At 73.7% G+C, this 25,731-nt stretch carries 23 protein-coding genes; 14 read left to right on the forward strand and 9 right to left on the reverse strand.

The annotated features are described in order from the left end of the window. Window positions 1–5: 5 nt before the first annotated feature. Window positions 6–641 carry a class I SAM-dependent methyltransferase gene (locus ACFQTY_RS07470; protein WP_378098931.1) on the reverse strand — a complete coding sequence of 212 codons (636 nt, stop codon included), beginning with the start codon at window positions 639–641 and terminating at the stop codon, window positions 6–8. Window positions 642–687: 46 nt separating this feature from the next. Between ACFQTY_RS07470 and hflX the strand changes: the two genes are divergently transcribed. The 3 genes from hflX (at window position 688) to ACFQTY_RS07485 (ending at window position 5,528) form a co-directional block, all read left to right on the forward strand. Beyond that, entirely contained in the window at window positions 688–2,265 is a 1,578-nt protein-coding gene (hflX, locus tag ACFQTY_RS07475; RefSeq protein ID WP_378098933.1) for a GTPase HflX, read from the forward strand. An 87-nt stretch (window positions 2,266–2,352) separates the two neighbouring features. Then, entirely contained in the window at window positions 2,353–4,437 is a 2,085-nt protein-coding gene (locus ACFQTY_RS07480; RefSeq protein WP_378098935.1) for an ATP-dependent DNA helicase, read from the forward strand. An 86-nt stretch (window positions 4,438–4,523) separates the two neighbouring features. Continuing rightward, complete coding sequence (locus tag ACFQTY_RS07485) at window positions 4,524–5,528, forward strand: L-lactate dehydrogenase (protein WP_378098937.1); 1,005 nt, start codon at window positions 4,524–4,526, stop codon at window positions 5,526–5,528. Window positions 5,529–5,597: 69 nt separating this feature from the next. Here the strand turns inward: ACFQTY_RS07485 and lexA are convergent, their stop codons facing one another. After that, a complete protein-coding gene (gene lexA, locus ACFQTY_RS07490) occupies window positions 5,598–6,344 on the reverse strand; it encodes a transcriptional repressor LexA (protein ID WP_263732332.1) in 747 nt (248 codons plus the stop codon). Between the two features lie 287 nt (window positions 6,345–6,631). Between lexA and ACFQTY_RS07495 the strand changes: the two genes are divergently transcribed. Next, entirely contained in the window at window positions 6,632–7,075 is a 444-nt protein-coding gene (locus tag ACFQTY_RS07495) for a LysM peptidoglycan-binding domain-containing protein (RefSeq protein WP_378098939.1), read from the forward strand. A 127-nt stretch (window positions 7,076–7,202) separates the two neighbouring features. Beyond that, on the forward strand, window positions 7,203–7,769 hold the full coding sequence (gene nrdR, locus ACFQTY_RS07500) for a transcriptional regulator NrdR (protein ID WP_378098941.1): 567 nt from the start codon (window positions 7,203–7,205) through the stop codon (window positions 7,767–7,769). On the opposite strand, the gene ACFQTY_RS07505 is transcribed toward nrdR, so the two are convergent. Continuing rightward, window positions 7,749–8,774: an aldo/keto reductase gene (locus tag ACFQTY_RS07505; protein WP_378098943.1), complete on the reverse strand. Its 1,026-nt coding sequence runs from the start codon at window positions 8,772–8,774 to the stop codon at window positions 7,749–7,751. The genes nrdR and ACFQTY_RS07505 overlap by 21 nt on opposite strands. A 155-nt stretch (window positions 8,775–8,929) precedes the next feature. On the opposite strand from ACFQTY_RS07505, the gene ACFQTY_RS07510 reads away from it, so the two are divergent. Continuing rightward, complete coding sequence (locus ACFQTY_RS07510; RefSeq protein ID WP_378098945.1) at window positions 8,930–9,118, forward strand: DUF5302 domain-containing protein; 189 nt, start codon at window positions 8,930–8,932, stop codon at window positions 9,116–9,118. A gap of 128 nt (window positions 9,119–9,246) precedes the next feature. Here ACFQTY_RS07510 and serA read toward each other — a convergent pair whose 3' ends face one another. Beyond that, entirely contained in the window at window positions 9,247–10,446 is a 1,200-nt protein-coding gene (gene serA, locus ACFQTY_RS07515) for a phosphoglycerate dehydrogenase (RefSeq protein ID WP_263732327.1), read from the reverse strand. 68 nt (window positions 10,447–10,514) lie between these two features. Continuing rightward, window positions 10,515–12,758, reverse strand: a complete 2,244-nt coding sequence (locus tag ACFQTY_RS07520) for a HelD family protein (RefSeq protein ID WP_378098948.1) — start codon at window positions 12,756–12,758, stop codon at window positions 10,515–10,517. A 213-nt stretch (window positions 12,759–12,971) separates the two neighbouring features. On the opposite strand from ACFQTY_RS07520, the gene ACFQTY_RS07525 reads away from it, so the two are divergent. From ACFQTY_RS07525 to ACFQTY_RS07545, 5 genes are all read left to right on the forward strand, one after another. Beyond that, window positions 12,972–14,198, forward strand: coding sequence for a PP2C family protein-serine/threonine phosphatase (locus ACFQTY_RS07525; protein ID WP_378098950.1), 1,227 nt, complete (start codon window positions 12,972–12,974; stop codon window positions 14,196–14,198). Continuing rightward, the gene (locus ACFQTY_RS07530) at window positions 14,195–15,844 is read left to right on the forward strand and encodes an ATP-binding protein (RefSeq protein ID WP_378098952.1); all 1,650 of its coding nucleotides are present in this window, start codon (window positions 14,195–14,197) and stop codon (window positions 15,842–15,844) included. The genes ACFQTY_RS07525 and ACFQTY_RS07530 overlap by 4 nt, the downstream gene beginning before the upstream one ends. 140 nt (window positions 15,845–15,984) lie before the next feature. Then, entirely contained in the window at window positions 15,985–16,422 is a 438-nt protein-coding gene (locus ACFQTY_RS07535) for a response regulator (protein WP_378098954.1), read from the forward strand. 123 nt (window positions 16,423–16,545) lie between these two features. Next, complete coding sequence (locus ACFQTY_RS07540) at window positions 16,546–17,475, forward strand: proteasome assembly chaperone family protein (RefSeq protein ID WP_378098956.1); 930 nt, start codon at window positions 16,546–16,548, stop codon at window positions 17,473–17,475. A 212-nt stretch (window positions 17,476–17,687) separates the two neighbouring features. Further along, window positions 17,688–17,891 (forward strand): cold-shock protein, encoded by a 204-nt coding sequence (locus ACFQTY_RS07545; RefSeq protein WP_263732321.1) that lies wholly within the window; start codon window positions 17,688–17,690, stop codon window positions 17,889–17,891. A gap of 94 nt (window positions 17,892–17,985) precedes the next feature. On the opposite strand, the gene ACFQTY_RS07550 is transcribed toward ACFQTY_RS07545, so the two are convergent. Next, window positions 17,986–18,783 (reverse strand): spermidine synthase, encoded by a 798-nt coding sequence (locus tag ACFQTY_RS07550; protein ID WP_378098958.1) that lies wholly within the window; start codon window positions 18,781–18,783, stop codon window positions 17,986–17,988. Between the two features lie 166 nt (window positions 18,784–18,949). On the opposite strand from ACFQTY_RS07550, the gene ACFQTY_RS07555 reads away from it, so the two are divergent. The 3 genes from ACFQTY_RS07555 to ACFQTY_RS07565 are packed head-to-tail and all read left to right on the forward strand — an operon-like array spanning window position 18,950 to window position 21,078. Further along, entirely contained in the window at window positions 18,950–19,381 is a 432-nt protein-coding gene (locus ACFQTY_RS07555) for an SAV_6107 family HEPN domain-containing protein (RefSeq protein WP_378098960.1), read from the forward strand. Continuing rightward, entirely contained in the window at window positions 19,378–20,643 is a 1,266-nt protein-coding gene (gene dinB, locus ACFQTY_RS07560; protein ID WP_378098962.1) for a DNA polymerase IV, read from the forward strand. The genes ACFQTY_RS07555 and dinB overlap by 4 nt, the downstream gene beginning before the upstream one ends. A gap of 42 nt (window positions 20,644–20,685) precedes the next feature. After that, on the forward strand, window positions 20,686–21,078 hold the full coding sequence (locus tag ACFQTY_RS07565) for a DUF3040 domain-containing protein (protein ID WP_337972965.1): 393 nt from the start codon (window positions 20,686–20,688) through the stop codon (window positions 21,076–21,078). On the opposite strand, the gene ACFQTY_RS07570 is transcribed toward ACFQTY_RS07565, so the two are convergent. The 3 genes from ACFQTY_RS07570 to ACFQTY_RS07580 are packed head-to-tail and all read right to left on the reverse strand — an operon-like array spanning window position 21,023 to window position 25,538. After that, complete coding sequence (locus tag ACFQTY_RS07570; RefSeq protein WP_378098965.1) at window positions 21,023–23,278, reverse strand: transglutaminaseTgpA domain-containing protein; 2,256 nt, start codon at window positions 23,276–23,278, stop codon at window positions 21,023–21,025. The genes ACFQTY_RS07565 and ACFQTY_RS07570 overlap by 56 nt on opposite strands. Continuing rightward, on the reverse strand, window positions 23,275–24,534 hold the full coding sequence (locus tag ACFQTY_RS07575) for a DUF58 domain-containing protein (RefSeq protein ID WP_378098967.1): 1,260 nt from the start codon (window positions 24,532–24,534) through the stop codon (window positions 23,275–23,277). Before ACFQTY_RS07575 ends, ACFQTY_RS07570 begins: the two co-directional genes overlap by 4 nt. Next, window positions 24,534–25,538 carry an AAA family ATPase gene (locus ACFQTY_RS07580; protein ID WP_378098969.1) on the reverse strand — a complete coding sequence of 335 codons (1,005 nt, stop codon included), beginning with the start codon at window positions 25,536–25,538 and terminating at the stop codon, window positions 24,534–24,536. Before ACFQTY_RS07580 ends, ACFQTY_RS07575 begins: the two co-directional genes overlap by 1 nt. Between the last annotated feature and the right edge of the window lie 193 nt (window positions 25,539–25,731).

The following is a 25,731-nucleotide window of genomic DNA, read 5'->3' on the forward strand; positions in this document are numbered from 1 at the left end:
GCGGGTCAGCGGACGACGTCGTCGCCCGGCCGGGACGCCTCCGCGCGGAGCACCCGGAAACCCTTGGCGCTGCCGGACCGCTCCGTGCGGACGTCCGGCCCGAGATCCTCCTGCAACCACCGCAGCAGCGGGTCGGCGCCGAGATGGCGGCCGACCACCAGCCAGGCCTCGCCGCCGGGATCCAGGCGCGTCAGCCAGTGCCGCAGCAGTGCGTGGAGCTCGTCCTTGCCGACCCGCACGGGTGGGTTCGACCACACCGTGGCGAACCGCACGTCGGCCGGCACGGCCTCCGGTGCGACCGCGGTGACGTTCTGCAGGCCGAGCGCCGCCGCGTTGCGCCGCACCAGGTCGAGCGCCCGCTCGTTGACGTCGACGGCCCACACGTGCGCATCGGGAGACTGCAGCGCCAGCGTCAGGGCAAGCGGGCCCCAGCCGCAGCCGAGGTCGAGCAGGTCGCCGGAGGTGGGTGGCGTCGGCACCGAGCGCAGCAGCACGCGGGTGCCCAGGTCGACGTGGTCGGGGGAGAAGACGCCTCCGGCGGTCTGGACCGCGACCGTCCTGCCCGCCAGGTCCACCTCGATCGTCCGGCGTTCGGCGGCCGAGGACGGACGGGCCGTGAAGTAGTGCTCCTGCTCGCCCACGCGCCGACCCTATCGGCGTCCGCCACGCCGCTCGGCCCACGGCGAAATGCCTCGCCGCTCCGCATCGCCCGTGCGACCCTGGAGGGACCGACCTGAGAGGAACCGCGTGAACGACCCCCGGACCACCACCCACGGGACGCCTGAAAGGGCGCGCACCGCGCAGGAGGTGGCCGACGACGTGGTCGCACGCGTGCTCGCCCGGGCGGGCGCCTCGCTGCAGTCCTCCGCCGCGGAGCACACCACCTACGACGGCGACCAGCTGGACCTCGAGGAGCGCACCTCGCTGCGTCGGGTCGCCGGTCTGTCGACGGAGCTGCAGGACGTCACCGAGGTCGAGTACCGGCAGCTGCGGCTGGAGCGCGTCGTGCTCGTCGGGCTGTGGGGTGAAGGGACGGCGGAGGACGCGGAGAACTCGCTGCGCGAGCTCGCCGCGCTCGCCGAGACCGCCGGTTCGCAGGTGCTCGACGGGCTGCTGCAGCACCGCCGCACGCCGGACCCCGGTACGTACCTCGGCTCCGGCAAGGCGGCCGAGCTGGCGCGTCTCGTGGCCGCGGTCGGTGCGGACACCGTCGTGGTCGACGGCGACCTCGCCCCCTCGCAGCGGCGCTCCCTGGAGGACGTCGTCCGCGTCAAGGTCGTCGACCGGACGGCGCTGATCCTCGACATCTTCGCCCAGCACGCCAAGTCCCGGGAGGGCAAGGCGCAGGTCGAGCTGGCCCAGCTCGAGTACCTGCTGCCACGGTTGCGCGGCTGGGGCGAGTCGATGTCCCGGCAGGCCGGTGGCCAGGTCGGCGGTGCGGGCGCCGGCATGGGGTCGCGTGGCCCCGGTGAGACGAAGATCGAGCTCGACCGCCGTCGGATCCGCAACCGGATGGCGCGGCTGCGCCGGGAGATCGCGGCGATGCAGCCGTCGCGGCAGACCAAGCGTGCGTCCCGCAAGAGGAACGCGGTGCCGTCGGTGGCGATCGCGGGCTACACCAACGCCGGGAAGTCCTCGCTGCTCAACCGGCTCACCGGAGCGGGCGTGCTCGTGGAGAACGCGTTGTTCGCGACGCTGGACCCGACCGTGCGGCGGGCCGAGACGGCCGACGGGCGCGTCTACACGCTCGCGGACACCGTCGGCTTCGTGCGGTCTCTGCCGCACCAGCTGGTCGAGGCGTTCCGGTCGACCCTGGAGGAGGTGGCCGACGCGGACCTGATCCTGCACGTCGTGGACGCGTCGCACCCGGATCCCGAGGGTCAGATCGCCGCGGTGCGGCACGTGTTCGCCGACATCCCGGGGGCGATGGACGTGCCCGAGATCATCGTGCTGAACAAGGCGGACCTCGCGAGCCCCGAGGCGATCGCCCGCCTCCGCTCCCGCGAGGTGCACTCCGTGGTGGTCTCGGCGCACACCGGCGAGGGGATCGCCGAGCTGATGGAGCTGGTCGCGGACCAGCTGCCGCGCCCCGGTGTGCCGGTCGACGTGGTGGTGCCCTACTCGCGTGGAGACCTGGTCAGCCGTGTGCACGAGCACGGCGACATCGATGCGGAGGAGCACACGCCGGACGGCACCTGGCTGCGCGCCCGGGTCGACGCGACGCTCGCCGGTGAGCTGAACGCGGTGGCGGTCCGTCGCGCCTGATGCGGCCCGCCCACGCGGCGCCCGCTCCCGCTGGCGCTCGTCGCGGCGGCGGCACGGGTAGACGCGCGCCGCGACTACGCTGACGCGGTGCCAGACCCCGAGCCCCCCGTTGCGGAGCTGCTCGACCTGGCGGTGACGGCTCTCGGCGGAGCTCGCCGGGACGGTCAGCACGCGATGGCGGAGGCCGTCGCCCAGTCGGTGGACCGTGGGGAGCACCTGCTGGTCCAGGCGGGGACCGGCACGGGCAAGTCGCTCGGCTATCTCGTCCCGGCCGTCCGTCACGCGGTGCTGGCCGAGGAGCGCGTGGTCGTGTCCACCGCCACCCTCGCGCTGCAGCGCCAGGTGGTCGCACGGGACCTGCCGCTGGTGGCCGACGCGCTGGCGGACCGGCTGCCTCGCAAGCCGACGACGGCGCTGCTCAAGGGCTGGCACAACTACCTCTGCGTGCACAAGGTGGCCGGGGGATACCCGGAGGACGACACCGCCGTCCTGTTCGATCTCGGCGAGCGTCGAGGTGCGGCCGACCACCCGGCGCCCGACGCCGAGGCCGGCCGCGAGAGCCTGGGTGACCAGGTGGTCCGCCTCCGCGAGTGGGCGCAGGAGACGGACAGCGGAGACCGGGACGACCTCGTGCCCGGGGTCAGCGACCGGGCGTGGCGGCAGGTGTCCGTCACGTCGCTGGAGTGCCTGGGCTCCACGTGCCCGATGGTCGACCAGTGCTTCCCCGAGCGCGCCCGCGCCGCGGCACGGGCGGCCGACGTCGTGGTGACCAACCACGCGATGCTGGGGATCGCGGCGTCGGGGTCGCCCAACGTGCTGCCGGAGCACCAGGTGCTGATCGTCGACGAGGCGCACGAGCTGACGGACAGGGTGACGGCGCAGGCGACCGACGAGCTGTCGTTGGCGAGCGTGGAGCACGCCGCCCGGCTGGCCCGTCGTCATGGCGGCGTCCCGACGACCGACCTGGACGCCGCCGGCCGCGCGCTCGCCGCCACGCTGGTCGAGCTGCCGGAGACCCGGTTCGCCGACGGCCTGCCACCGGCCGTGCGTGACGTGGTCGGCTCCGTGCGGGACGCCGCCCGCGCCCTGCTCAGCGCCCTGAAGCCGGACCCGAGCCGCACGGCGGCGTCCGGCGGCCCGGACGGCGGCGTGAAGATGGCCAGCACCGCGATGCTGTCCCTCTTCGAGGTCGCCGAGCGGATGAGGGCCGACCCGGAGGACGCCCGCCGCCAGGTGCTGTGGTGCAGCCGTTCCGAGGATCGTCGCGGCGGCACGCTGACGCGGCTGCTCGTCGCCCCGCTCGCCGTGCACGGACTCATCCGCACCAACCTGCTGGCGGGTCGCTCGGCCGTCCTGACGTCGGCGACCCTGACGCTCGGCGGCTCGTTCGAGCCGGTCGCCCGGTCGATGGGCCTCACCGGCCCGCCCGAGGCAACGGCCCAGCCCGCCGTCGAGACCGGTATCGCCCCGGAGCGGCCGTCGAACGGGGACGAGGCCACCCAGCCGTGGCGGGGCCTCGACGTCGGGAGCCCGTTCGACTACGGCAAGCAGGGCATCTGCTACGTGGCGCGGCACCTGCCGCCACCCGGTCGGGAGCCCGCCACAGCGGCTCAGCTGGACGAGATCGAGGCGTTGGTGCGCGCCGCCGGCGGTCGCACGCTCGGCCTGTTCTCGTCCCGCCGGGCCGCACAGGCGGCCGCCGAGGCGATGCGGCAGCGGCTGGACGTCCGGGTGCTGCTGCAGGGCGACGACCAGCTGCCCACGTTGGTCGCGCAGTTCTCGGCCGACGAGTCGACGTGCCTGTTCGGCACCCTGTCGCTGTGGCAGGGCGTCGACGTGCCGGGCGCCACCTGCCGGCTGGTGATCATCGACCGCATCCCGTTCCCGAGGCCGGACGACCCCCTCATGGCGGCTCGCACGGAAGCCGTCGCGGCGGCCGGGGGGAACGGGTTCATGGCCGTGTCCGCGACGCACGCGGGCCTGCTGCTCGCGCAGGGTGCGGGTCGGCTGATCCGGACGGTCGACGACCGGGGTGTGGTGGCGGTCCTGGACCCTCGTCTGGCGACCGCTCGGTACGGCACGTTCCTGACCAGGAGCATGCCGCCGTTCTGGACGACGACCCGGCGTGACGTCGCTCTCTCCGCGCTGCAACGGCTCGCGGCGGCCGACTAGCCTTCCGAGTACCGGGGTGATCCGGTCAGGGCGTGACCAACGTCCTGCTGCCGCCGCCAGGTCGCGGCGCACCGCGAGGAGGAGCCGTGAGCGAGAGCGACGACATCGACGAGGGTGGCCTGCACGGGACCGTCTTCTCTCCCCGCAGGGCCTCGAAGCTGGCGATCGTCGGTGCGGGCGCCGTGGGGTCGACCATGGCCTACGCCGCGCTGATGAGGGGTTCGGCGCGCACCGTGGCGCTGTTCGACATCAACCGCGCGAAGGTCGAGGCCGAGGCGCTGGACCTCTCGCACGGCATCCAGTTCATGTCGATGGCGGAGGTCGTCGGCTCGGACGACATCGACGTCCTCGCCGACGCCGACGTGGTGATGTTCACGGCCGGCGCCAAGCAGAAGCCGGGCCAGAGCCGCCTCGACCTGGCCGGGGCGACCATCTCCCTGGTGCAGAAGGTGCTGCCGAGCATCGTCCGCGTGGCGCCGAACGCCGTCTACGTGATGGTGACCAACCCCGTCGACGTGGTGACCTACGCGGCCCTGAAGATCTCCGGGCTGCCGCCGTCGCAGCTGTTCGGCTCCGGCACCGTGCTCGACTCCTCGCGCCTGCGCTTCCTCATCGCCCAGCACACCGGAGTCGCGGTGCAGAACGTGCACGCCTACGTCGCCGGGGAGCACGGAGACACGGAGATCCCGCTCTGGAGCTCGGCGAGCCTCGGCGCGGTGCCGCTGCTGGACTGGAACGGGTTCGGCGACCGGGGTCCGCTGACCGCCGGCGTCCGGGAGGCGATCGCCCGCGACGTGGTCGAGTCCGCCTACAAGATCATCGAGGGCAAGGGCGCGACGAACTACGCCATCGGCCTCGCCGGCTCGCGCATCATCGAGGCGATCCTCAAGGACGAGCACCGCATCCTTCCCGTCTCGTCCCTGCTCGAGGGCTACCACGGCATCAGCGACGTCTGCCTCTCGGTCCCGGCCGTGGTGGCGGCCGACGGTGTGGGCGAGCGGATGCCGGTGCCCATGTCCAGCGACGAGCTGGCGGGCATGCGACGCTCCGCCGACGCGGTGCGCTCGGTCGCGCGGCAGTTCGGGTTCTAGACGACGCCTGCGGGCTCGCCGGACCTGACCGGCGGGCCCGCCGGGCCGTCCTGGCGTGCGCCGATCGCCCTAGAGGCTGCGCAGCACGCTCACCACACGACCGAGCACCGTCGAGTCGTCGCCGGGGATCGGTGCGTACGCGGGGTTCTGCGGCATCAGCCAGACGTGACCGTCCGTGCGCTTGAGCGTCTTGACCGTCGCCTCGCCGTCGATCATCGCCGCGACGATCTCGCCGTTCTCCGCCACCGGCTGGCGCCGGACCACCACCCAGTCGCCGTCGCAGATGGCGGCGTCGATCATCGAGTCGCCCCGGACCCGGAGCAGGAAGAGGTCGCCCTCGCCGACCACCTGCCGGGGGAGCGGGAAGACGTCCTCCACCACCTGGTCGGCGAGGATCGGGCCACCGGCCGCGATCCGTCCGACGACGGGCACGTATGCCGGCCCGGGGGTGCGGTCCAGCTCCGGCAGGTCGGGGTCGAGACCGGCCGCCCATTCCGCCGTCCCGATGCGCACCGCACGGGAGTCGTCGGGCTGGACCACCTCGATCGCGCGGGGCCGGTTCGGGTCCCGACGCAGGTAGCCCTTGCGCTCGAGCACGGTCAGCTGGTGCTTGACCGACGACGGGCTGGTCAGGCCGACCGCCTCGCCGATCTCCCGCATGCTCGGCGGGTAGCCGCGGCCCTCGACGGACTGCTTGATCGTCGCCAGCACCAACCGCTGACGCGGTGTGAGCCCCTCGTCGTCGGGGGCGCCGTCCGGTAGTGCGTGCACCGAGGCGAGGGTCCCGTCCTCGTCCGTCCGCCTGCTGTCCGTCACCGCGCTGTCCTCCCTGTGGCCGGCGGCGTGCCGGACCGTCGCACCCACCGACCCCGCCGTCCGCGTCCGGCCTGGTACCAGCGCCGCGCGGGTCGTGTCAGTGGTCGGTGATGGTCTGTCGCCGTGCAGCGAGCGTATGGCCCGCGGCACCCGGACTCAAACACCTGTTCGAGCGTGTCTCGACGGATGTCGGTCCCGTCTGGTAGACATCGTACAGACGTTCGACGAACGGATGTTCGATCCGGTGGTGGCATCGCGAGGTGCCACCCGCGACGGAGGTGGGCAGCATGAGCGCGATCCTGGTCACGGCACGTCCGGCGGTCGTTCCCGTCCGGGCTGGTGCGGCGGCGCCTCGCGGTGTCGCCGGGGCGCGGGAGCGGCACCTCCGGCTGGTCCCGGACGCGACGGCGCCGACGGACGAGCGGCAGGCTCAGGAGCGGCCGCTGCGGCTGACCCGGCGGGGGCGCGTCGTGGTGGCGGCGCTCTCGCTGCTGCTCGTGGCCGGCGTCGGCGTCCTGGGGAGCAGGGCAGCGGCTGACGGACCCGCCTCCGCTCCGGTCGTCGAGCGGCACGTCGTGACGTCCGGCGAGACGCTGTGGGGCATCGCCGCGTCGGTCGCGCGTCCCGGTCAGGACGTCCGAGACGTGGTGGTCGAGCTGCAGAAGCTGAACGGGATGGGCGACTCGGGCCTGGTGGCGGGCGAGGAGCTGGTGGTTCCCGCCGCCGGCTGACGGCCCTTCGTTCCTTGCGCGGCCCGCAGGCGTCGCTTAGCGTCGCCTGCGACCCCGACGAGTCGGAGGGGTCGTTCGACGGTGCCGCCGACCGCCCCCGGGTGGCGGCACAGGTGAGAGGACCCTTGTGCACTGCCCCTTCTGCCGGAACCCCGACTCGCGCGTCGTGGACTCGCGGACGTCTGACGACGGTGCATCGATCCGTCGTCGACGTCAGTGCCCCCAGTGCGGACGACGGTTCACCACGCTGGAGACCACGAGCCTCGCAGTGGTGAAGCGGTCCGGTGCCACCGAGCCCTTCAGCCGGGAGAAGGTCGTCAACGGCGTCCGCAAGGCCTGTCAGGGTCGGCCGGTCAGCGAGGACGACCTGGCCCTGCTGGCGCAGCGTGTCGAGGAGACGCTCCGCTCGTCCGGTCAGGCCGAGGTCGACGCCTACGAGATCGGGCTGGCGATCCTCGGTCCGCTGCGGGAGCTCGACGAGGTCGCGTACCTCCGGTTCGCCTCGGTGTACCAGGGCTTCGACTCCCTGGAGGACTTCGAGGCGGCGATCACCGTGCTGCGGGCCGCGCACGAGGACCACGACACCGACGACGTGGCTCCCGACGCGACGGACGAGCCGGCTGCGAGCCCGGCCGACGGTCGACCGTCGGTCCCGACGCCGCCGGGTCCGCCGTCAGAGGTCGCTCGAGCGTGAACCCCAGAGGTTGATGCCGGCATCGACGGCGTGAGGCTCGACCGCGACGAGCTCGTCCTCGGTCAGCGGCGCGGTCGCCGCACCGGCGAGGTTCTCGTCCAGCTGGTGCGGCGTACGCGCACCCACCAGCACGGTCGTCACCCGCGGGTCGCGCAGCACCCACGCCAGCGCGAGCTGCGGCAGCGTCCGTCCTGACGCCCGTGCGATCTGGTCCAGCGCGCGCACGTGCGCCAGCGCCTCCTCGGTGAGCCACTCGGGGCGGAGCGGACCGCCTCGTGCCGCGCGGGAGTCCGCCGGTACACCGTGCAGGTAGCGGGTGCTGAGCATCCCCTGCGCGAGCGGCGAGAAGGCCACCATGCCCATCCCGGCGTCACCGACCACGTCCAGCAGCGACCGGCCGTCGCTCCCGGGCCGCTCCACCCACCGGTTCAGCATGGAGTAGGCCGACTGGTGGACCGTGAGCCGGATGCCGAGCTCGTCGGCGACGTGCAGCGCCTCTCGGGTCCGGTCCGCCGAGTACGAGGAGATGCCGACGGCCCGTGCCTTCCCGGCGCGGACCGCGCCCGCGAGTGCACCGATCGTCTCCGCCAGCGGTGTCGCGGGGTCGTACCGGTGCGAGTAGAAGACGTCGACGTGGTCGGTCCGCAACGCCCGCAGCGAATGGTCGAGGGACGCGCGGAGGTACTTCGCCGAGCCGTGCTCCCCGTACGGCCCCGGCCACGCGCGGTAGCCCGCCTTGGTGGTGATCACCAGGTCGTCACGGTGCGCCGCGAGCTCCCGGTCGAGCAGCCGGCCCACGGCCTCCTCGGCGGCGAAGGGTGGGGGTCCGTAGTTGTTCGCCAGGTCGAGGTGGAAGACCCCGCGGTCGACGGCGCGCAGCACGAGGGTCCGTTGGGCGTCGAACGACGTGTCCTGGCCGAAGTTCTGCCACAGCCCGAGAGAGACGGACGGGAGGATCAGACCGGCCACGCGTCGGGTCGGTACCGGCTCGGGGAAGGCGTGCACGTGGCCGACGCTACGGCAGAGCCGGCGCACCCGAGGTGGCCGGGAAGGGCCTCGCGGCTGTCCGGCTTGCCCGTCGTCGCGCCGACGGGCCAGGCTGGCCCCAGGCCGCCCGGATGGGCGGCAGCGGGCGGTGCCCGCAGGATGAGGGAGGGCCCATGGCGGACGAGGAGCACGCACCGACGGTGAGCGAGGACGCCAAGGCGAAGTTCCGGGAGGCTCTGGAGCGGAAGAAGTCGGCGCAGCACCGGACGACCGACGGCTCGGCGGGCAGCGGTGCCGTCCGCGCGTCCGAGACGTCCGGACCCGTGCAGCGTCGGTTCCAGCGCAAGAGCGGCTCGGCCTGACGCGGGGCTGATCGGGTCTGATCGGGATCGACCCGGGCGCGCCCGGTCCGGGACCCGGGTAGGACTCCCGGGTGCACGACCACGGCCGTCGTCGCAGCAGTGCGACGACGGCCGTCGCCGTCCCGCCCTCAGGAGAGCAGACGCAGGCGGACGGACTCGGGGCGGTCCCGCAGCGCCGTCACCGCCGCCTCGTCGACCAGGCTCCCGGCGTCCGTCACCACGTAGCCCAGCTCGCCGCGCGTGGCCAGCAGCTGGCCCTCGATGTTGACGCCGTGCTCGGCCAGGGTCGCGTTCACGGCGGCGAGCACGCCCGGCACGTTGCGGTGCAGGTACGCCAGGCGGTGCACGTCCGGCGCCTGGTCCAGCGCGAGGTTGGGCACGTTGACCGACAGGGTCGTCGAGCCGGTGGTCAGGTAGTCGCGCACCTTGTGGGCGACGAACTGCCCGATCGCCTCCTGCGCCTCCTCGGTGGAGCCACCGGTGTGCGGGGTGAGGATCACGTTCGGCAGACCGCGCAGCTCGGACTCGAAGGGGTCGCCGTTGCGCTTCGGCTCGTGCGCGAACACGTCGACCGCCGCCCCGGCGACGTGCCCGGAGGTGATGGCCTCCTGCAGCGCCGGGTAGTCGACGACGAAACCGCGGGACAGGTTGAGGAAGATCGCGCCCTCGCGCATCCGGGCGAACTGCTTGGCACCGAACAGCCCGGCGTTGCCGGACCGACCGTCGACGTGGAGCGTGACCACGTCGGCTGCCTCGAGCAGCTCGTCGAGCGAGTGCATGCGGCGGGCGTTGCCCAGGGCGAGCTTCTCGGCGGTGTCGTAGAACACCACCGACATGCCGAGGTTCTCCGCCAGCACCGACAGCTGCGTGCCGATGTTGCCGTAGCCGACGATGCCCAGCGTGCGGCCGCGGACCTCGTGGGCGCCGCTGGCGGACTTGTTCCACACGCCCGCGTGCATCTGGCGGTCGAAGTCCACCAGCCGCCGGGTGAGCGCGATGATCTCGGAGATCGCGAGCTCTACCACCGACCGGGTGTTGGAGAACGGCGCGTTGAAGGCCGCGATGCCGTGCGACGCGGCGGCGCGCAGGTCGATCTGGTTGGTGCCGATGCAGAACGCGCCGACGGTGAGCAGGTCCGGGGCGTGCTCGAGCGCGCGGGCCGACACCTGGGTCTTCGACCGGATCCCGAGCATGTGCACGCCGTCGAGCGCCTCGATCAGCTCGTCCTCGTCGAGCGCGCCGGACCGCGTGACCACCTCGAACCCGGCCTCGGTGAGGATGGTGCGGGCGTGGGGGTGGATGTTCTCCAGCAGCAGGGCCTTCAGCACGACACCATGGTGCGCCCGTCCGCGCCTCGGACGGGCAACGGTCCGCTCCGCGGACGTCGCCGAGGGCCTCAGGTCGGCCGGAGACCGTCCGGCAGGGGCCTCGCGTGCACGACGTGCAGCAGCTGCGTCGGCCGGGTCATCGCGACGTAGAGGTCCCCGGCGCTCTCCTGCAGCACCTCGGCCGGCTCGACGAGCACGACCACGTCGAACTCCAGGCCCTTCGTCTGGACCGGGCTGAGCACCACGAGGTCCGCACCGAGGTCCACCGCGGTGCCGTCGTCGGTGCCCGCGACCGGCCGGCCGAGCGCCGCCAGCGCCGCGCGAACCTGCGGCAGGCGGTGGGGGACCGCCACCAGCGCGACCCGACCGGAGCCGGCCGTGTCGGACACGTCGCCGACCGCCTTGAGGGCACGCTGCGCGGCCGCGTCGGCGAGCTCGTCGGCAGCGACCCCCTCGATCACCAGGGCGTCCTCGACGTCGCGGGCGGAGGTCAGGGGGCTGACGGGCAGGCCGACCGCGGCCGCCATCCGGCCCGCGGCCTCCGCGACGACTGCCGGCGTGCGGTAGTTGACGGTCAGCTCGGCCAGCCGCCACGAGCCGCCGAGCACCGGGTCGAGCATCCCGGCCCACGAGCTCGCACCGCCAGGCGACGACGTCTGCGCCACGTCCCCGACCACCGTCATCGACCGGGTCGGCACGCGCCGCAGCAGCGCTCGCCACGCCATCGCCGACAGCTCCTGCGCCTCGTCCACGACGACGTGCCCGTAGGTCCAGGAGCGGTCCGCGGCGGCTCGTTCCGCCGTGGTGAGCGACGGTCCGGTGCCGGCGAACCGGTCCGCGAGGGACTCCGCCGAGACCAGCCCGCCGGCCCCGGTGGACGCGAGCACCTGCCGGGCGTACTCCACCTCCTCCGCACGGCGCCGTGCGGCGTTGCGTGCCTGGGCGCGAGCGGCCTGGTCGTCCTCACCGAGCAGCTCGGCCGCCTCGTCGAGCAGCGGGACGTCGGCGGCCGTCCACGGCGACTCGGCAGGCCGTGCGAGCAGCTGACGCTGCGCGGCGCTCAGCTCCGGTGCGGCCTCGGCCAGCCGGTGCGGCTTGGCGTACAGGTCGGAGACGAGCTTCTCGGCCGTCAGCGGCATCCACGCGAGGTTCAGCGCGATGCGGATCTCCCGCGTCGTCCGCAGCTCCTCCATCAGCTCGGCGCGCTCGTCCGCCGGGACGGGGAAGCCCAGCTGGGCGGCGTACTGCTCCGCGAGCCGTCCCAGCATGTCGCGGACGAAGCCGATGCGGGCCTGGTTGTGCGGCCGGTGCTGGCGCTGCGCGCGCGCGATCGCCGAGGCGACGTCGGAGGGCCGGACCTCCAGGAGCCTGCCGTCGATCCGGACGCTCACCGGTGCAGCGGGAACGCGCTGGCGCGCGCGGACCGCCCGCGCTACGACGCGGGCCATCACGGCACGGCCCTTCAGCTCCGCCACGTCAGCGGGCTCGAGCGCCACGCCGACGACGCCCGGGTACAGCTCCGACAGCGTGGTGGTGACCACGCCGGTCTCGCCGAGCGCAGGCAGCACCTGGTCGATGTAGCGCAGGAACGTCCTGCTCGGGCCCACGAGCAGCACACCCGCGCGCTCGAGGAGCCGTCGGTGCGCGTAGAGCAGGTAGGCCGCCCGGTGCAGGGCCACGGCCGTCTTGCCGGTGCCCGGACCGCCCTGCACCACCAGGGTCCCCTGCAGGTCGGCCCGGATGACCGCGTCCTGCTCCGCCTGGATCGTGGCGACGATGTCGCCCATCCGGCCGGTGCGCCGAGCGCCGAGGGCCGCCAGGAGAGCGCCTTCTCCACTCAGCGTCCCGGGGGTGTCCGACGCGTCCAGCCGGTCGAGGTCGAGCACCTCGTCCTCGACGCCGGTGACGGTGCGACCGGACGTCACCAGGTGACGCCGCTGCACCACCCCCTCGGGATGCGCGGCGGTCGCCCGGTAGAACGCCCGCGCCGCAGGAGCGCGCCAGTCGGTGAGCAGCGGGGTCTGCTCGGCGTCGGTCAGCCCGATGCGTCCGACGTAGCGGCGCTGGCCGTCGTCCAGGTCGAGCCGGCCGAAGGCCAGGCGGTCCTCGACCGCCTCCAGCTGTGCGAGCCGGTCCTCGTACAGGGTGGCGAACGCGTCCCGCTCGCTGCGGTTCTGCGGGGACCCTGACGGGCCGGACCGTCGCACCGCGGCGAGGCGGTCCCGGGTCTGGGCGCGCTGCTGGTCCAGCCGGGCGTACAGCTCGTCGACCACCTGCTGCTCGCCGGCGAGCTCGTCCTGACGTCCTGCCACCTGCTGCGCTCCTGTCCGGCGGCCCGTGGCCGTCGTTCCGGGTCCTGCACGGACGTCGCCCGGGCGTCGATCGGCACGGGCGGCCGTCCATTATCCGACTCCGGCGCAGGCGCTGCACGTGCGTGTCCGCGCGGTGCGCGCGCCGCCGCCCGCCGCGCGGAGGGCGGTGCCCCGCCGTACGCTTCGCCAGACGGCCGGCCGGAGAGGAGACCTGTGAGGCACACGCCGCCCGCGTCGGACGACGTCACCCGCTTCGGCCCGGTCGGGACGCGGCCGGACGGCCCGCTCCGCATCCTCCTGGTGGAGGACGACGACGGGGACGCCCTGCTGGTGCGGGAGCACCTCTCCGACGCCGGCCTGGAGACGCGCCTCACGTGGGTGCGCACCATGGACCAGGCGCTCGAGCGGCTCGACGTGGACTGCGTGCTGCTGGACCTCGGTCTGCCGGACACCGTCGGCCTCGCGGGTCTGGAGCGGCTGCTGTCCCACCAGGCGCCGGCTGTCGTGGTGCTCACAGGGCTTGCCGGCGACGGGGTGGGGCTCGCCGCGGTCGCCGCCGGTGCCCAGGACTACCTGGTGAAGGGCGACGTCGACGGCGAGAGCCTCGGTCGTTCGGTGCGCTACGCCGTGCAGCGCCGCCGGCTGGAGGACACCGACAGAGCTCTGTACCGCAGCCTCGTGCGAGGCGCGGAGGCGGCGCGGCTGGAGCGGGCGCTGCTGCCGAGGCCGTCGGTCCAGGACCCGGGCCTGGAGGTGCGCGTCGGGTACCGGGCGGGCCGGGACGGTCTGCTGGGCGGCGACTTCTACGACGTGGTGCAGCGGCCGGACGGCACCGTGCTGGCGATGGTGGGCGACGTCTGCGGTCACGGGCCCGACGAGGCGGCGCTGGGCGCAACCTTGCGCACGGCGTGGCGCACGCTCGTGGTGACCGGCGTCCCGACCGGGCAGATCCTCGGGCAGCTCGAGCTGGTGCTGGCCACCGAGCGCTCGCGGCCCGAGCTGTTCACCACGGTGTCGATGCTGGCGGTGCACCCGGACCGGCGGCACGCCGACCTGTACCTGGCAGGACACCCGGTGCCCATGCTGGTGGGCGACCCGGCTCGGCTGCTGCCCGCCTCGGCACGGGGCCGTGCCCTGGGCATCCCCGTACCCGGTGGCTGGGACCCGCTGCCGTTGGAGCTCGGAGACCGCTGGCGCGTGATGCTCTACACGGACGGTCTGCTCGAGGCGACCGTCGGCGCCGGGGGCGAACGGCTCGGCAAGGACGGTCTGCTCCGGGTGGTCGAGGGTGCGGCCGCCGCCCACGGCCACGTCCCGGCCGTGCCGCCCGGCGCCGGCGACGACCCGCTGGTGACCACGGTGCTCGACGCCGTGCGGGACCGGCACGGCGGCGACCTCGTCGACGACGCGGCGGTGATCGTGATCGGGCGGACGTCATGACGGCGCCGCCGTCCTCGCGCCGAGTGGCCCCGACCCGGACGCTGCGCGACCGGCTGACCGGCATGCTGACGACCGCGACCGTCGTGCTCGCCGTGGTGCTGGTGGTCGCGACGCTGGCTGCTGCTCGGCTGCTGTCGGTGCAGCGGGCGGTCACGGAGCGCAGCTTCGACGAGATCAGCCGGGCGGACAGCGCCTATGCCGGCCTCGCGGACGCCCGGTCGGCCGTCCTCTCGTACGCCATGGCCGCGGACGCGTCGACGCTCGGACCGTTCGTCACGCTCCGCAGCGCTCCCGACGGCGGCTTCGGCGCCCTGGCGGCCGACCTGTCGGGCTCCGGTGACGTCGCTGCGGCGACCGCCGGCCGGCGCGCTGCTGCGGCGGCGGAGGCGTGGACCTCCGGGTGGGCCGACCCCGTCGTCGCGCAGGTGCGGGCCCAGGGCGCCGGCTCCGTGGCCGCGGCGCAGGTGCAGGCCGGTCAGCGCCTGTTCGAAGCGGTCCGCGACCAAGCGAGCGGCCTGTCCAGCGCACTGCGCGCCGAGCGGGACGGTGCATTGCACCGGCTCGCCCTGTACACGCAGGTGCTGCTGGCCTCGGTCGCGCTGCTGGCCGTGTCGGCCGTCGTCGCCGGCGTCCTGCTCTGGCGCGCCCTGCGGGGCTGGGTGCTCCGCCCGATCGACCAGCTGACGGCGGACACCCGCGCCGTGACCTCCGGCGACCTGCTGCACGAGGTCACGCTGGACGGGCCGGGGGAGTTCGAGGTGCTGGCGCGCGACGTCGAGGCGATGCGGCACGCCCTCGTCGTGCAGGTGCAGCAGATCCAGGCGTCGCGCGCGGGTCTGGAAGAGGCGCACGCGCGACTCACCGAGCAGGCCGAGGAGCTGCGGCGGTCCAACCGCGACCTCGAGCAGTTCGCCTACGTCGCCTCGCACGACCTGCAGGAACCCCTGCGCAAGGTCGCGTCCTTCACCCAGCTGCTCGCCAAGCGGTATGGCGGTCAGCTCGACGAGCGGGCCGACCAGTACATCCAGTTCGCCGTGGACGGCGCCAAACGGATGCAGCAGCTGATCCAGGACCTGCTGGGCTTCTCCCGCGTGGGTCGGCTGGGCGGCGAGAGCTCGGACGTGCCCCTGCAGGACGCGCTCGACGCGGCGCTGGACACGCTCTCGGAGCGGATCGAGGAGAGCGACGCGGTGGTGACGCACGACGAGCTGCCGGTGGTCCGCGGGGAGCGGCCCCTGCTCGAGCAGCTGCTGCAGAACCTGGTCGGCAACGCGATCAAGTTCCGTCACCCCGACCGTGCCCCGCGGGTCCACGTGTGCGCGAGGCCGGCGGAGGACGGGTTCTGGGAGCTCGAGTGCCGGGACAACGGCATCGGCATCGAGCCGCAGTACGCCGAGCGGGTCTTCGTCATCTTCCAGCGGCTGCACGCGAAGGACGTGTACGAGGGCACGGGCATCGGGCTGGCTCTGTGCAAGAAGATCGTCGAGTACCACGGCGGTCGGATCTGGATCGACGGCACGGCGGGCGCCGGCACGTCGATCCGGTGGACGCTGCCGGGGGTCGAGGTCGAACGCCCGTCCGGGCCGGAGGGCATGGAAGCCGTGCAGCCGTTCCCCCTGCCGACACCTGACCCGCTCACGACCTGACCCGCCCACGACCCGACCCGCCCACGACCTGACCCGCCCACGACCTGGCCCGCCCACTACCTGGCCCGTTCACAACCTGACCCGGCCACCACCCGAACCGGCCCGACCGGGGCCTGACGAGACGAGAGGACGGTGCACCCGTGCCGGACCAGAAGATCATCGACGTGCTGCTGGTGGAGGACGACCCCGGGGACGTCCTGATGACGCGCGAGGCGTTCGAGCACAACAAGCTGCGCAACCGCCTCGCCGTGGTGTCCGACGGCGTCAGCGCCCTGGAGTTCCTGCGCAAGCAGGGGCAGCACGCGCAGGCCCCGACGCCGGACCTGATCCTGCTCGACCTCAACCTGCCTCGGATGGACGGCCGGGAGGTGCTGCAGGCGCTGAAGTCCGACGACGAGCTCCGCAAGATCCCGGTCGTCGTGCTGACCACCTCGGAGGCCGAGGAGGACGTCGTCCGCAGCTACTCGCTGCACGCGAACGCCTACGTGACCAAGCCGGTGGACTTCGACCGGTTCATCGACGTGGTGCGCCAGATCGACGAGTTCTTCGTCGAGATCGTGCGGCTCCCCGCGCACTGACGCACGCTCACGCCGACGGCTCCCGCGGCGGAACCGTCCCGGGAAGAGTCGCGGGCGTCGCGGCGTTGTGACCCTCGACCGGGTGCACCGCCCGGCGCAGGACGAGGACGAGCGAGGCGCCACATGCTGGATCCCAGCGAGATCTACGACGTCGACCCGCAGGTCGCCGCTGAGGTGGACGCGCGCGGTGCGACCCTTGGCTCCGGCCCGGTGCTGGTGCACGCCGTCCGCGGGTTCGTCGACGCCGGCCAGGCCGGCCAGCTCGCCGCGGAGCACCTGACCGAGCAGCTCGGGTCCCGCCGGCTGGTCACGTTCGACGTCGACCAGCTGATGGACTACCGCTCCCGTCGGCCGGCGATGACCTTCGACTCCACCACCTGGACGTCGTACGACGAGCCCGAGCTCGCGGTCGACCTGGTCGAGGACGAGCAGGGCGTGCCCTTCCTGCTGCTGCACGGCACCGAGCCGGACGTGCAGTGGGAGCGGTACGTGGCCGCCGTCCGTCAGGTGGTGGAGCGCTTCGACGTGCCGCTGACCATCGGCCTGCACGGCATCCCGATGGGTCTGCCGCACACGCGGCCGGTGTCCGTCACCGCGCACGGCACCAGGCCCGAGCTGGTCGCGGACCAGCCGGCGTGGTTCGGCACCGTGCAGGTCCCGGCCAGCGCCCAGGCGCTCCTCGAGTACCGCCTCGGTCAGTCGGGGCACGACGCGATGGGCTTCGCGGTGCACGTCCCGCACTACCTGTCCCAGTCGCCCTTCCCGCAGGCCGCCATCGCGGCGCTCGGGCGGGTCGAGCGCGCGACCGGCCTTCAGCTGAAGGTCGGGGCGCTTGAGTCGGCCGCGCACGAGACCCTGCGGCAGATCGACGAGCAGGTGGCCGGCTCCGAGGAGGTCGCCTCCCTGGTGCACGCGCTCGAGGAGCAGTACGACGCCTTCACCCGGAGCATCGGGCGGACGAACCTGCTGGCCTCGACCGACGAGCTGCCGACCGCGGACGAGCTCGGCGCCGAGTTCGAGCGGTTCCTCGCCGAGCAGTCCGACGAGGGTTAGCCCTTTACCAGATCGTTGCGTGGAGCGAGGTCCGTTCGTCCCAGAACCGTGGCGTGCGTCACGTCCCACGTGCAAGGATGCCTGCGTTGCAGTGACGTACGGACGCTTGACCGGCGCTTGGCGGTGCCACCCCGGGGCAGCACGTGAGGCATTGCGGCACGGCGGAGGCAGCGGGCCTGCGCCGTCACCGGTGGGACAGAAGGAATCAGGACATGGCACAGGGTGCTGTCAAGTGGTTCAACGCCGAGAAGGGCTACGGGTTCATCGCCCAGGACGGCGGCGGCGCCGACGTCTTCGTCCACTACTCGGCGATCGACACCCAGGGTTACCGGTCGCTGGACGAGGGCCAGCGCGTCGAGTTCGAGATCACGCAGGGCGCGAAGGGCCCGCAGGCCGAGCACGTCCGTCCCCTCTGATCGGCGGCCCCTTCGGGGCTCTCCGGTAGAGGACCACATCCAGAACGTCGGGGCCGCACCTCGTGGGGGTGCGGCCCCGACGTGTGTCCGGCGGTCAGGGGTGTGGCGCCGCGTCCACGTCGTGGCGGACGGGTGCCCGGCCCGCGAAGCCGCTCAGCTCCGTGCCGTGCAGCAGGTGCGCCGGCACGGGGAGGGACCGCAGCGCCCTGGCCAGCGCGGGGGAGTCCAGCACGGCGGGCGAGTCGGTCGCCGCGAGGACGACGTTGCCGTACCGGCGCCCCTTCAGCTGAGCCGGCTCGGCGATGGCGGCGACGTGGGTGAACACCGAGGCGACCGTCGCCACCTCCGAGCGTGCCAGCGTGAGCGGCGGACGGTCGGCACAGTTGGCGAGGTAGAGACCGCCGGGCCGCAGCACCCGGCTCACGTCCGCGGTCAGCTCGGCGGTGGTGAGCGGGTCGGGGGTGCGGTCGCCGGCGAACACGTCGCGGACGACGACGTCCGCCGAGCCGTCCGGCAGACGGCTCAGCTCGGTGCGTGCGTCGCCGACCCGGATCCGCGGCGCGGGCGACCGCGGCAGGTCGAACCACGTGCGCACCAGCGCCGCCAGCTGCCCGTCCAGCTCCACGGCCAGCTGCCGGGACTCGGGCCGCGCCGCGTGTACGGCCCGAGCGAGGGTGCAGGCGCCGGCGCCCAGGTGCACCACCGTGAGCGCGGCGGGCGGAGGCCGGAAGGCGTCCAGCACGGCCGTCATCTGCTGCATGTACTCGAACTCGAGCCGCGTGGGGTCGGCGAGGTCCAGGTGCGAGCTCGGCACGCCGTTGACCAGGAGCGTGACGCCGTCCGGGTCGTCGGCCGTCTGGACCACCTGCGCCGTGCCCGTGCTGATTCGCACCGGCTCCTGCGGCCATCGCTCGTCGCCCGGCACGGACCGTGTGGGTGGTCGGTGCGAGGGTGGGCGCCGTCGGGGACGCCCCGGGGATGGCGGCACGCGGCCATCGTACCGTCCGGGTTGACGGCGATCGAACACCTGTTCGATGATGAGGGCGGGAGGTGCGGAGATGAGAGCGACGAGGCCGAGGTCGGTGACCACAGGCGGTGCGCCGGTTCCGTCGCGCGTCCGTCAGCTGCTCGCCCGCGCCGACGCAGAGCTCGTGGCAGCCCAGTTCTCCGCCGAGCCGTGGGAGCAGCTGTCCCATGCGCACCTCGCGGCCGTACGGGCCGCGGCGGCCGTCGTCGCGGCCGAGGGTGCACCGGCCGGACGCTCGGCGCCTCGCACGGTGTGGGGCCAGCTCGGCTCCGTCGCGCCGTCGTTGAGCCGGTGGGGGGCGGTCTTCGCGGACGCGGCGCCGCTGCGGGCGGCGGTCGAGGCGGGTCGGTTCGACCTCGTCACCGGTCCTCGTGCCGAGCAGGCGCTCGTCGAGGCGGAGGACTTCGTCGACGTGGTGCGGACGTATCTCGACGGCGAGGCCCACACCGCGAGGGCCTCATGAGCCGCGGTCCCCGGTCCGCCGCGGCCAAGCGGGACTGGGGCAGCGAGGAGGACGGGTGCACCATCCTCCACGTCGACATGGATGCGTTCTTCGCCTCCGTCGAGCTCGCGCGTCGGCCTCAGCTGCGCGGGCTGCCCGTGATCGTCGGCGGTGCCCAGCGAGGAGTCGTGCTCGCCGCGACCTACGAGGCCCGGGCGTTCGGTGTGCACTCCGCGATGCCGATGTCCACGGCTCTGCGCATGTGCCCGCAGGCCGTCGTCGTCCCGCCCGACCACCACGCGTACCACGAGGTGTCCGAGGGCGTGATGTCGGTGCTCCGCGACGTGACCGCGCTCGTGGAGCAGGTGAGCGTGGACGAGGCGTTCCTCGACGTGGCCGGTGCGCGGCGTCGCATCGGACCACCCACGGCGATCGCGGCGCTGATCCGCACCCGGGTGCGGGAGCGCTACGGCATCACGTGCTCCGTCGGCATCGCGTCGACCAAGTTCGTCGCCAAGCTCGCGTCCGGCCACGCCAAGCCCGACGGGGTCCTCCTCGTCCCCCGGGCGGCGACCGTGGACTTCCTGCGGATCCTTCCCGTCGGCGCGCTGTGGGGCGTCGGCGAGCGGACGGAGGCGGCGCTGGCCCGGTGGGGCATCAGGACGGTCGCCGAGCTGGCGGACAGCGAGGTGGACACCGTGAGACGGGCGGTCGGCAAGGTGGCGGGTGAGCACCTGTACGACCTCGCGTGGGGCCGGGACCCTCGTCCGGTGCAGCCGGGCCGCGAGGAGAAGTCGATCGGCGCCGAGGAGACGTTCGTCGCGGACGTGTCCGACCTCGCCGTGGTGCAGACCAAGGTGCTGGAGCTGGCGGACCGGTGCGCGGCCCGGCTGCGCAGGCACGGAATGGTCGCGCGCACCGTCGCGATCAAGGTGCGGACCTCCGACTTCCGGACGCTGAGCCGTGCCCGGACGCTCACCACGCCCACCGACGTCGGCCGCGAGATCTACCTGGCGGCACGCGCCCTGCTCGCCGGCGTCGACCTCGGCGGTCTTCCGGTCCGGCTGGTCGGCGTCCGTGCGGAAGGGCTCTCACCTGCCGCCACGACCGTCCGTCAGCCGACTCTCGAGGAGGCCGCGGCGCAGACCTCGGGGCGTCGAGACGCCGAGCGGGCCATGGACGCCGTTCGTTCCCGTTTCGGCACCCAGGCCATCCGGACGGGCTCGGTCGAGGCGGCGCCCGCTCGCTCGACTACCACCTTCGTGCCGGTCGATCTATCCTGAGGCGACCAGAGGCCGTGGTCCATCGGTGCATCGGAGGTCGCCATGCCACTCTCCGAGTACGAGCAGCGAGTGCTCGAGCAGATGGAGCGCCAGCTCGCTTCAGACGATCCGCGTCTGGCGAACACCCTCACCCAGCGCCGACGCCGTCCCGTGGTGCGGTTCGTCCTCACGGGCACGGGCGCCGTGGTCGGGCTGCTGCTGCTGGTCCTCGGTGCGGCGAACTCGAAGCCGTGGCTCGGGGCGATCGGCTTCGTGCTGATGTTCGCCTCGGTCGCCCTCGCCTTCGCGATGCCCCGGCGGTCAGCCGGGCCTCAGGGCGTGGTGGGCACGGACGGCAAGGTGCACCGGCCGGTGCGGAAGTCCGTCTCGAAGCAGGGCTTCATGGCCCGGCTGGAGGCCCGCTGGGAGCGGCGGCGCGACCAGGGCGGTCGCTGACCAGGTCGTCGACCCCGCGGAGGGTCTCGCCGATCCAGTGATGGAGCTGGCTCGACGTCTGTGGGCTCTGGGCAGGTGCGTAGCGCTCGTCCTCGACCGTCCGGGCAAGCTCGGTGAGGCCCTCCAACGCAGCGCCCTGGAGCTCGCGCCCGGTCAGCTCCAGCAGCGTGTCCTGGACCGTACGGACGCAACCCCGTGGGGTGGTCGAGTCGGCCCACGTGATGTGCCGCTTCGCGAGGCGGCGCCGTAGCGTGTGCCACGCCCGCTCGGCGTTGAGCTCCGGGGGGCGCCGGAGGCGCCGCCACACGAGCAGCGCGGCGGCGGCGGCGAGCAGGACCAGTCCCATCGTGACCGCTGTCGGCACCCAGCTGCCGTGGACGGTGGTGGTCACCGTCTGGTGCGGCGCCTGCGCCGGGGCGCCGGTCGCGCCACCGGTCGCGGCCTGGCCGGCGCGGCCGAGGTCGTTGGGACCCTGCGCACCGGGACCGGTCGAGCGGACGTACGGGTCGCTCCAGGCCGGGGGGGCACCCGTCTGGACGGCCGGCGTCGGCTCGAACCGGACCCATCCGTAGCCCGCGAAGTACAGCTCGGGCCAGGCGTGCGCCTGCTTGCCGGTGACCACGTACTCACCGTCGTTGCCGGTCTGCGTCCCCGGCAGGAAGCCGACGGCGACGCGTGCCGGGATGCCGAGGATGCGCGCCATCAACGTCATCGCCGAGGAGAACTGGACGCAGTAGCCCCGCCGGGACTGCAGGAAGTCCCACACGGCGTCCTGGGACGTCGCCGGAGGCACCTTGGTGTCGTAGGTGAAGTTCGCCCCGGAGCGGAAGTACTGCTGCAGCGCCATCGCCTTGTCGTAGGCCGTCGTGGCGTTCCCGACGATCTGGTTGGCGCGCGCCGTGATGTCCGCGAGGTGCTGGGTGGCAGGCACCTCCAGGTAGTTCTCGCTGCCCGACGGCGCACCGGCACCGGCGGCGATGAGCTGGTCGGCGCTGAGGTCCTGCACCTCGACCTGCATCGAGTACGTCTGACCCGCGGCGGTGGCCTGGGTCCCGACGACCTCGTCGCGCTGCGGGTCGTACCGCCAGGTGCCGTCCACCGCCACCGTGCGCGGGAAGGTGGTGATGGGCAGGCGGGTCTCGCGCAGGGACTCGAGCCGGACCTGCACGTCGAGCTCCCGGGCGGGGTCCGGGGTCGCGGAGTCGGTGCCGAGCCACGACCCGCCGTCGAACGGGAACACCGGGCCGTCGCCGGCCCGGGACCACTGGCGACCGTCGAACGAGCTGAGCGTGAAGGCACGCAGGGGACCGATCGACAACGGCACCTCGGACGTCGCGCCCGGGCTGGGTCCGGTCCCGTCCTGCGGTGCAGGGCGGGACACCGTGTAGCGGAGCACCACCTGGCTGGACCGGGAGCCGAGGCTGTCGCGCAGGTCCAGGTTGCTCGAGAGGACCAGCGGACCACTCGGACCGTCGCCGAGGGTCGGCAGCCGCACGCTCGACCAGCCGGGGAACGCCGCGACGGCGGGCGCCGCGACGAGCGCGAGCACCACCGCCCCGGCCGCGGCGGCGAATGCCGTGCTCGAGCGACGGACCAGGTCGGCCTGCGGACCTCCGGGTGCCGTGGTCAGCGCCAGCAGCATCAGGTACGCCAGGCCCGTCCAGAAGACGGCCCAGCCGGACGCCGGGTAGCCGAGCACCACGGCGGGCACCCACAGGGCGCTCAGGGGGAGCGCGACGAGCGCGGGCGCGCCGGCGCCGAGCGCGAGCGCGTCGACGAGGAGCAGCACCGCCGCCGCGCCAGCGACGACCAGCACCTCCGCCGACCGGTTCGACGGCATCGGCACCAACGAGCCCTGGATCAGGGCGACACCTTCGCCTGCCAGCGCCCACGTGCGCCGCACGGCGTCCGGCGTCGGGAGCACCTGGGTACCCCCGGGCGGTGCGCCGTACCGCACGACGAGGCCGGCGAAGGCGACGACGGCGCCGACGACCGTCGGCACCCAGGGGGAGCCCGTGAGCGAGCGGACGGCGGCGATGACCGCCGCCAGGAGGATCACCGCAGCGCAGGCGACCGCCGGCCAGCGGCCCGGCTGGATGAGCCGACCGAGGGCCACGAGGGCTGCGCACGTGGCCAGTGCGCAGAGGGCCGACGAGAGCCAGCCTCGCGTGTTGCCCTCGACGCGGTCGGCGGTCGTCACGCCGCGCTCCCGAGCAGGCGTCGCCAGCAGACCATCAGGTCCTCACCGACCGTCGCGCGACCGACCCGCCAGCCGGCGCGCTGCAGTGCCCGGACCGTGTGCTCGGCACCGGCGGCCTCGGCCGGGTTCCGGCCGTCCGTCCGCACCACGGCCCAGCTGTGCGAGGAGCTGCTGGCGTGCACCAGTGCCGCTCGAGCGCGTGCGGACAGCGGTCCGAGCACGGCGAGGACCATCTCCGCTCCACCCTCGGCCGTCTCGAGCAGCCGCACCCCGTCGAGCAGACGCTGCTCCGCCTCTGCGTCGGTGCGGGGGCCCACCAGGTCGATCGTCCGGTTCAGCAGCGTGGCACGTGCCTGCGGACCGCTGCGGGAGTGCACGAACTCGGGGATCTCCGACACGTCGTCGCCGGCGGTCGGCTCGAGGCCGACCAGGCGCACCGGGTGCCCGCCCTCGAGCATCGCCAGCGCCATCGAGGCGGCCAACGAGATGGACCACTCGAGCGTCTTGGACCGGACGGGCTGGTCGAGCAGCACGCTGACCGGCCTCATGCCCGCGCGTTCGTCCGAGCGCACCAGCAGGGCCCCGCGCCGTGCGCTGCTGCGCCAGTGCACGCGCCGCAGGTCGTCGCCCTCCCGGTAGTCGCGCAGGGCCGCGTCGTCGGGCGACGGGGTGCGCGCCCCGAGGGTCACGCGATCCGGCTCGTCGACCAGGACGTCGCTCGGCGGCGGCAGCGCGACCACCTCCGGCCAGACGTCCACGTCGGCCGCGCCACCCAGGGTCGCGGGGGAGCGCACCACGCCGAAGGGGTCACCGTGGGTGACGACGAGGGGGCCGATCGGCCATCGGCCGCGTCGGGTCGCCCGCACCGGGTAGCGCACGGTCACCCGCCCGGGAGAGCGGGTCACCCTCGCCCGCAACGGGCGGCCGCCGGACAGCTCCGTCGCAGCCTGCTCGGCGAACCGGAGACCGGCGAGCCGCACCCGTGCCCCGGAGTCCGGCGCGAGCACGTCCACCTGCACGTCGGCGTCCTCACCGACGTGCACCGGGTTCGGCTCGACGGACCGACGCACCTCGATCCGGTGCCGTCCCCGCCCCGGGACGGTGACGGCCACGCCGACCTCGGCGCCGGCGACCAGGACCAGGGCGACGATGCCGATGCGCACCAGGTCGACCGCGCCCAGAAGGGCGCCGAGCACCGTGGAGAGCAGGCCGCCCGCGACGAGCGCCCAGCCCCGGACGGTCGGCCGCGGGACCATCAGCCTGCCGCGCGACGCACCCGGGCCGAGGTGGCGGCCGGTGCGGGCAGCGGCGTCCGCTCGACGACGTCCTCGACGATCCGCGCGGTGGTGCGCCCGGACAGGCGCGACTCCGTGCTCGGGAGCAGGCGGTGCGCCAGGACCGGTACCGCGAGCTGCTGCACGTCGTCCGGGAGCACGTGGTCCCGACCGGCCATGGCGGCCACCGCCTTGGCGGCACGGAGCAGCTGGATGGCGGCGCGTGGCGAGGCGCCGAGCCGAAGGCCCGGGTCGTCCCGCGTCGCCCCGACCAGGTCGACCACGTAACGCTTGACCGCGGCGGAGGCGTACAGGTGCCGGACCACCTCGATCATCGCGGCGACGTGCTCGGCGTCGGTGGCCGGACGCAGCTCGTCGATCGGGTCGGACCGCTCCTGGATGTCGAGCATCTCGAGCTCCGACTCGACGCTCGGGTAACCGACCGCGAGGCGCGCCATGAAGCGATCCCGCTGTGCCTCGGGGAGCGGGTACGTCCCCTCCATCTCCACCGGGTTCTGGGTCGCGACGACGAGGAAGGGGCGGGGCAGCGGGTACGAGCGTCCGTCGACGGTCGCCTGCGCCTCCTGCATGCACTCCAGCAGCGCCGACTGCGTCTTGGGGGAGGCGCGGTTGATCTCGTCGCCGATCACGACGTGGGCGAAGACCGGACCCGGGCGGAACTCGAACTCGTGCGTCTGGGTCCGGTAGATGTTCACGCCGGTCAGGTCGCTCGGCAGCAGGTCCGGGGTGAACTGGATCCGGCCCACCGTGCAGTCGATCGACCGGGCGATCGCCTTGGCCAGCGTGGTCTTGCCCACCCCCGGCACGTCTTCCAGGAGCAGGTGGCCCTCTGCCAAGAGGACCGCCAGGCTGACTCGGACCAGGTCCGGGCGTCCGGTGATGACCGACTCGATCCCTGCGCGCATCCGGCCCGTCACGTGGACGACGTCGTCCAGCTGCGACCCGGATGGCACGTCGGTCGTCATCGCTCCTCCTCGCAGGGCAGGTGGGCTGAGCCTACGTGCGGTGCCACCGATCCCGCAGCGCGTCGGCCGGCGCACTTGCCCGCCCCACTTCCCTCCACCTGAGCGGGTGCGCCCGACGTGCGTGGCGCGCAGGCCGACGTCACGACGCCGCAGGCGGCGTAGCGCCGAGCGCGTGGGCCGACGAGACCGCCGC

It is taken from the genome of Cellulomonas sp. T2.31MG-18, assembly GCF_964266755.1.
Classification (GTDB): domain Bacteria; phylum Actinomycetota; class Actinomycetes; order Actinomycetales; family Cellulomonadaceae; genus Cellulomonas.

Coding starts and splice junctions, on each gene's coding strand:
- hflX (WP_378098933.1), top strand. CDS start 688: ATGCCTCGCCGCTCCGCATCGCCCGTGCGACCCTGGAGGGACCGACCT.
- ACFQTY_RS07495 (WP_378098939.1), top strand. CDS start 6,632: ATGAGCGCGATCCTGGTCACGGCACGTCCGGCGGTCGTTCCCGTCCGG.
- ACFQTY_RS07510 (WP_378098945.1), top strand. CDS start 8,930: ATGGCGGACGAGGAGCACGCACCGACGGTGAGCGAGGACGCCAAGGCG.
- ACFQTY_RS07530 (WP_378098952.1), top strand. CDS start 14,195: ATGACGGCGCCGCCGTCCTCGCGCCGAGTGGCCCCGACCCGGACGCTG.
- ACFQTY_RS07540 (WP_378098956.1), top strand. CDS start 16,546: ATGCTGGATCCCAGCGAGATCTACGACGTCGACCCGCAGGTCGCCGCT.
- ACFQTY_RS07545 (WP_263732321.1), top strand. CDS start 17,688: ATGGCACAGGGTGCTGTCAAGTGGTTCAACGCCGAGAAGGGCTACGGG.
- ACFQTY_RS07555 (WP_378098960.1), top strand. CDS start 18,950: ATGAGAGCGACGAGGCCGAGGTCGGTGACCACAGGCGGTGCGCCGGTT.
- dinB (WP_378098962.1), top strand. CDS start 19,378: ATGAGCCGCGGTCCCCGGTCCGCCGCGGCCAAGCGGGACTGGGGCAGC.
- ACFQTY_RS07565 (WP_337972965.1), top strand. CDS start 20,686: ATGCCACTCTCCGAGTACGAGCAGCGAGTGCTCGAGCAGATGGAGCGC.
- ACFQTY_RS07575 (WP_378098967.1), bottom strand. CDS start 24,534: ATGGTCCCGCGGCCGACCGTCCGGGGCTGGGCGCTCGTCGCGGGCGGC.
- ACFQTY_RS07580 (WP_378098969.1), bottom strand. CDS start 25,538: ATGACGACCGACGTGCCATCCGGGTCGCAGCTGGACGACGTCGTCCAC.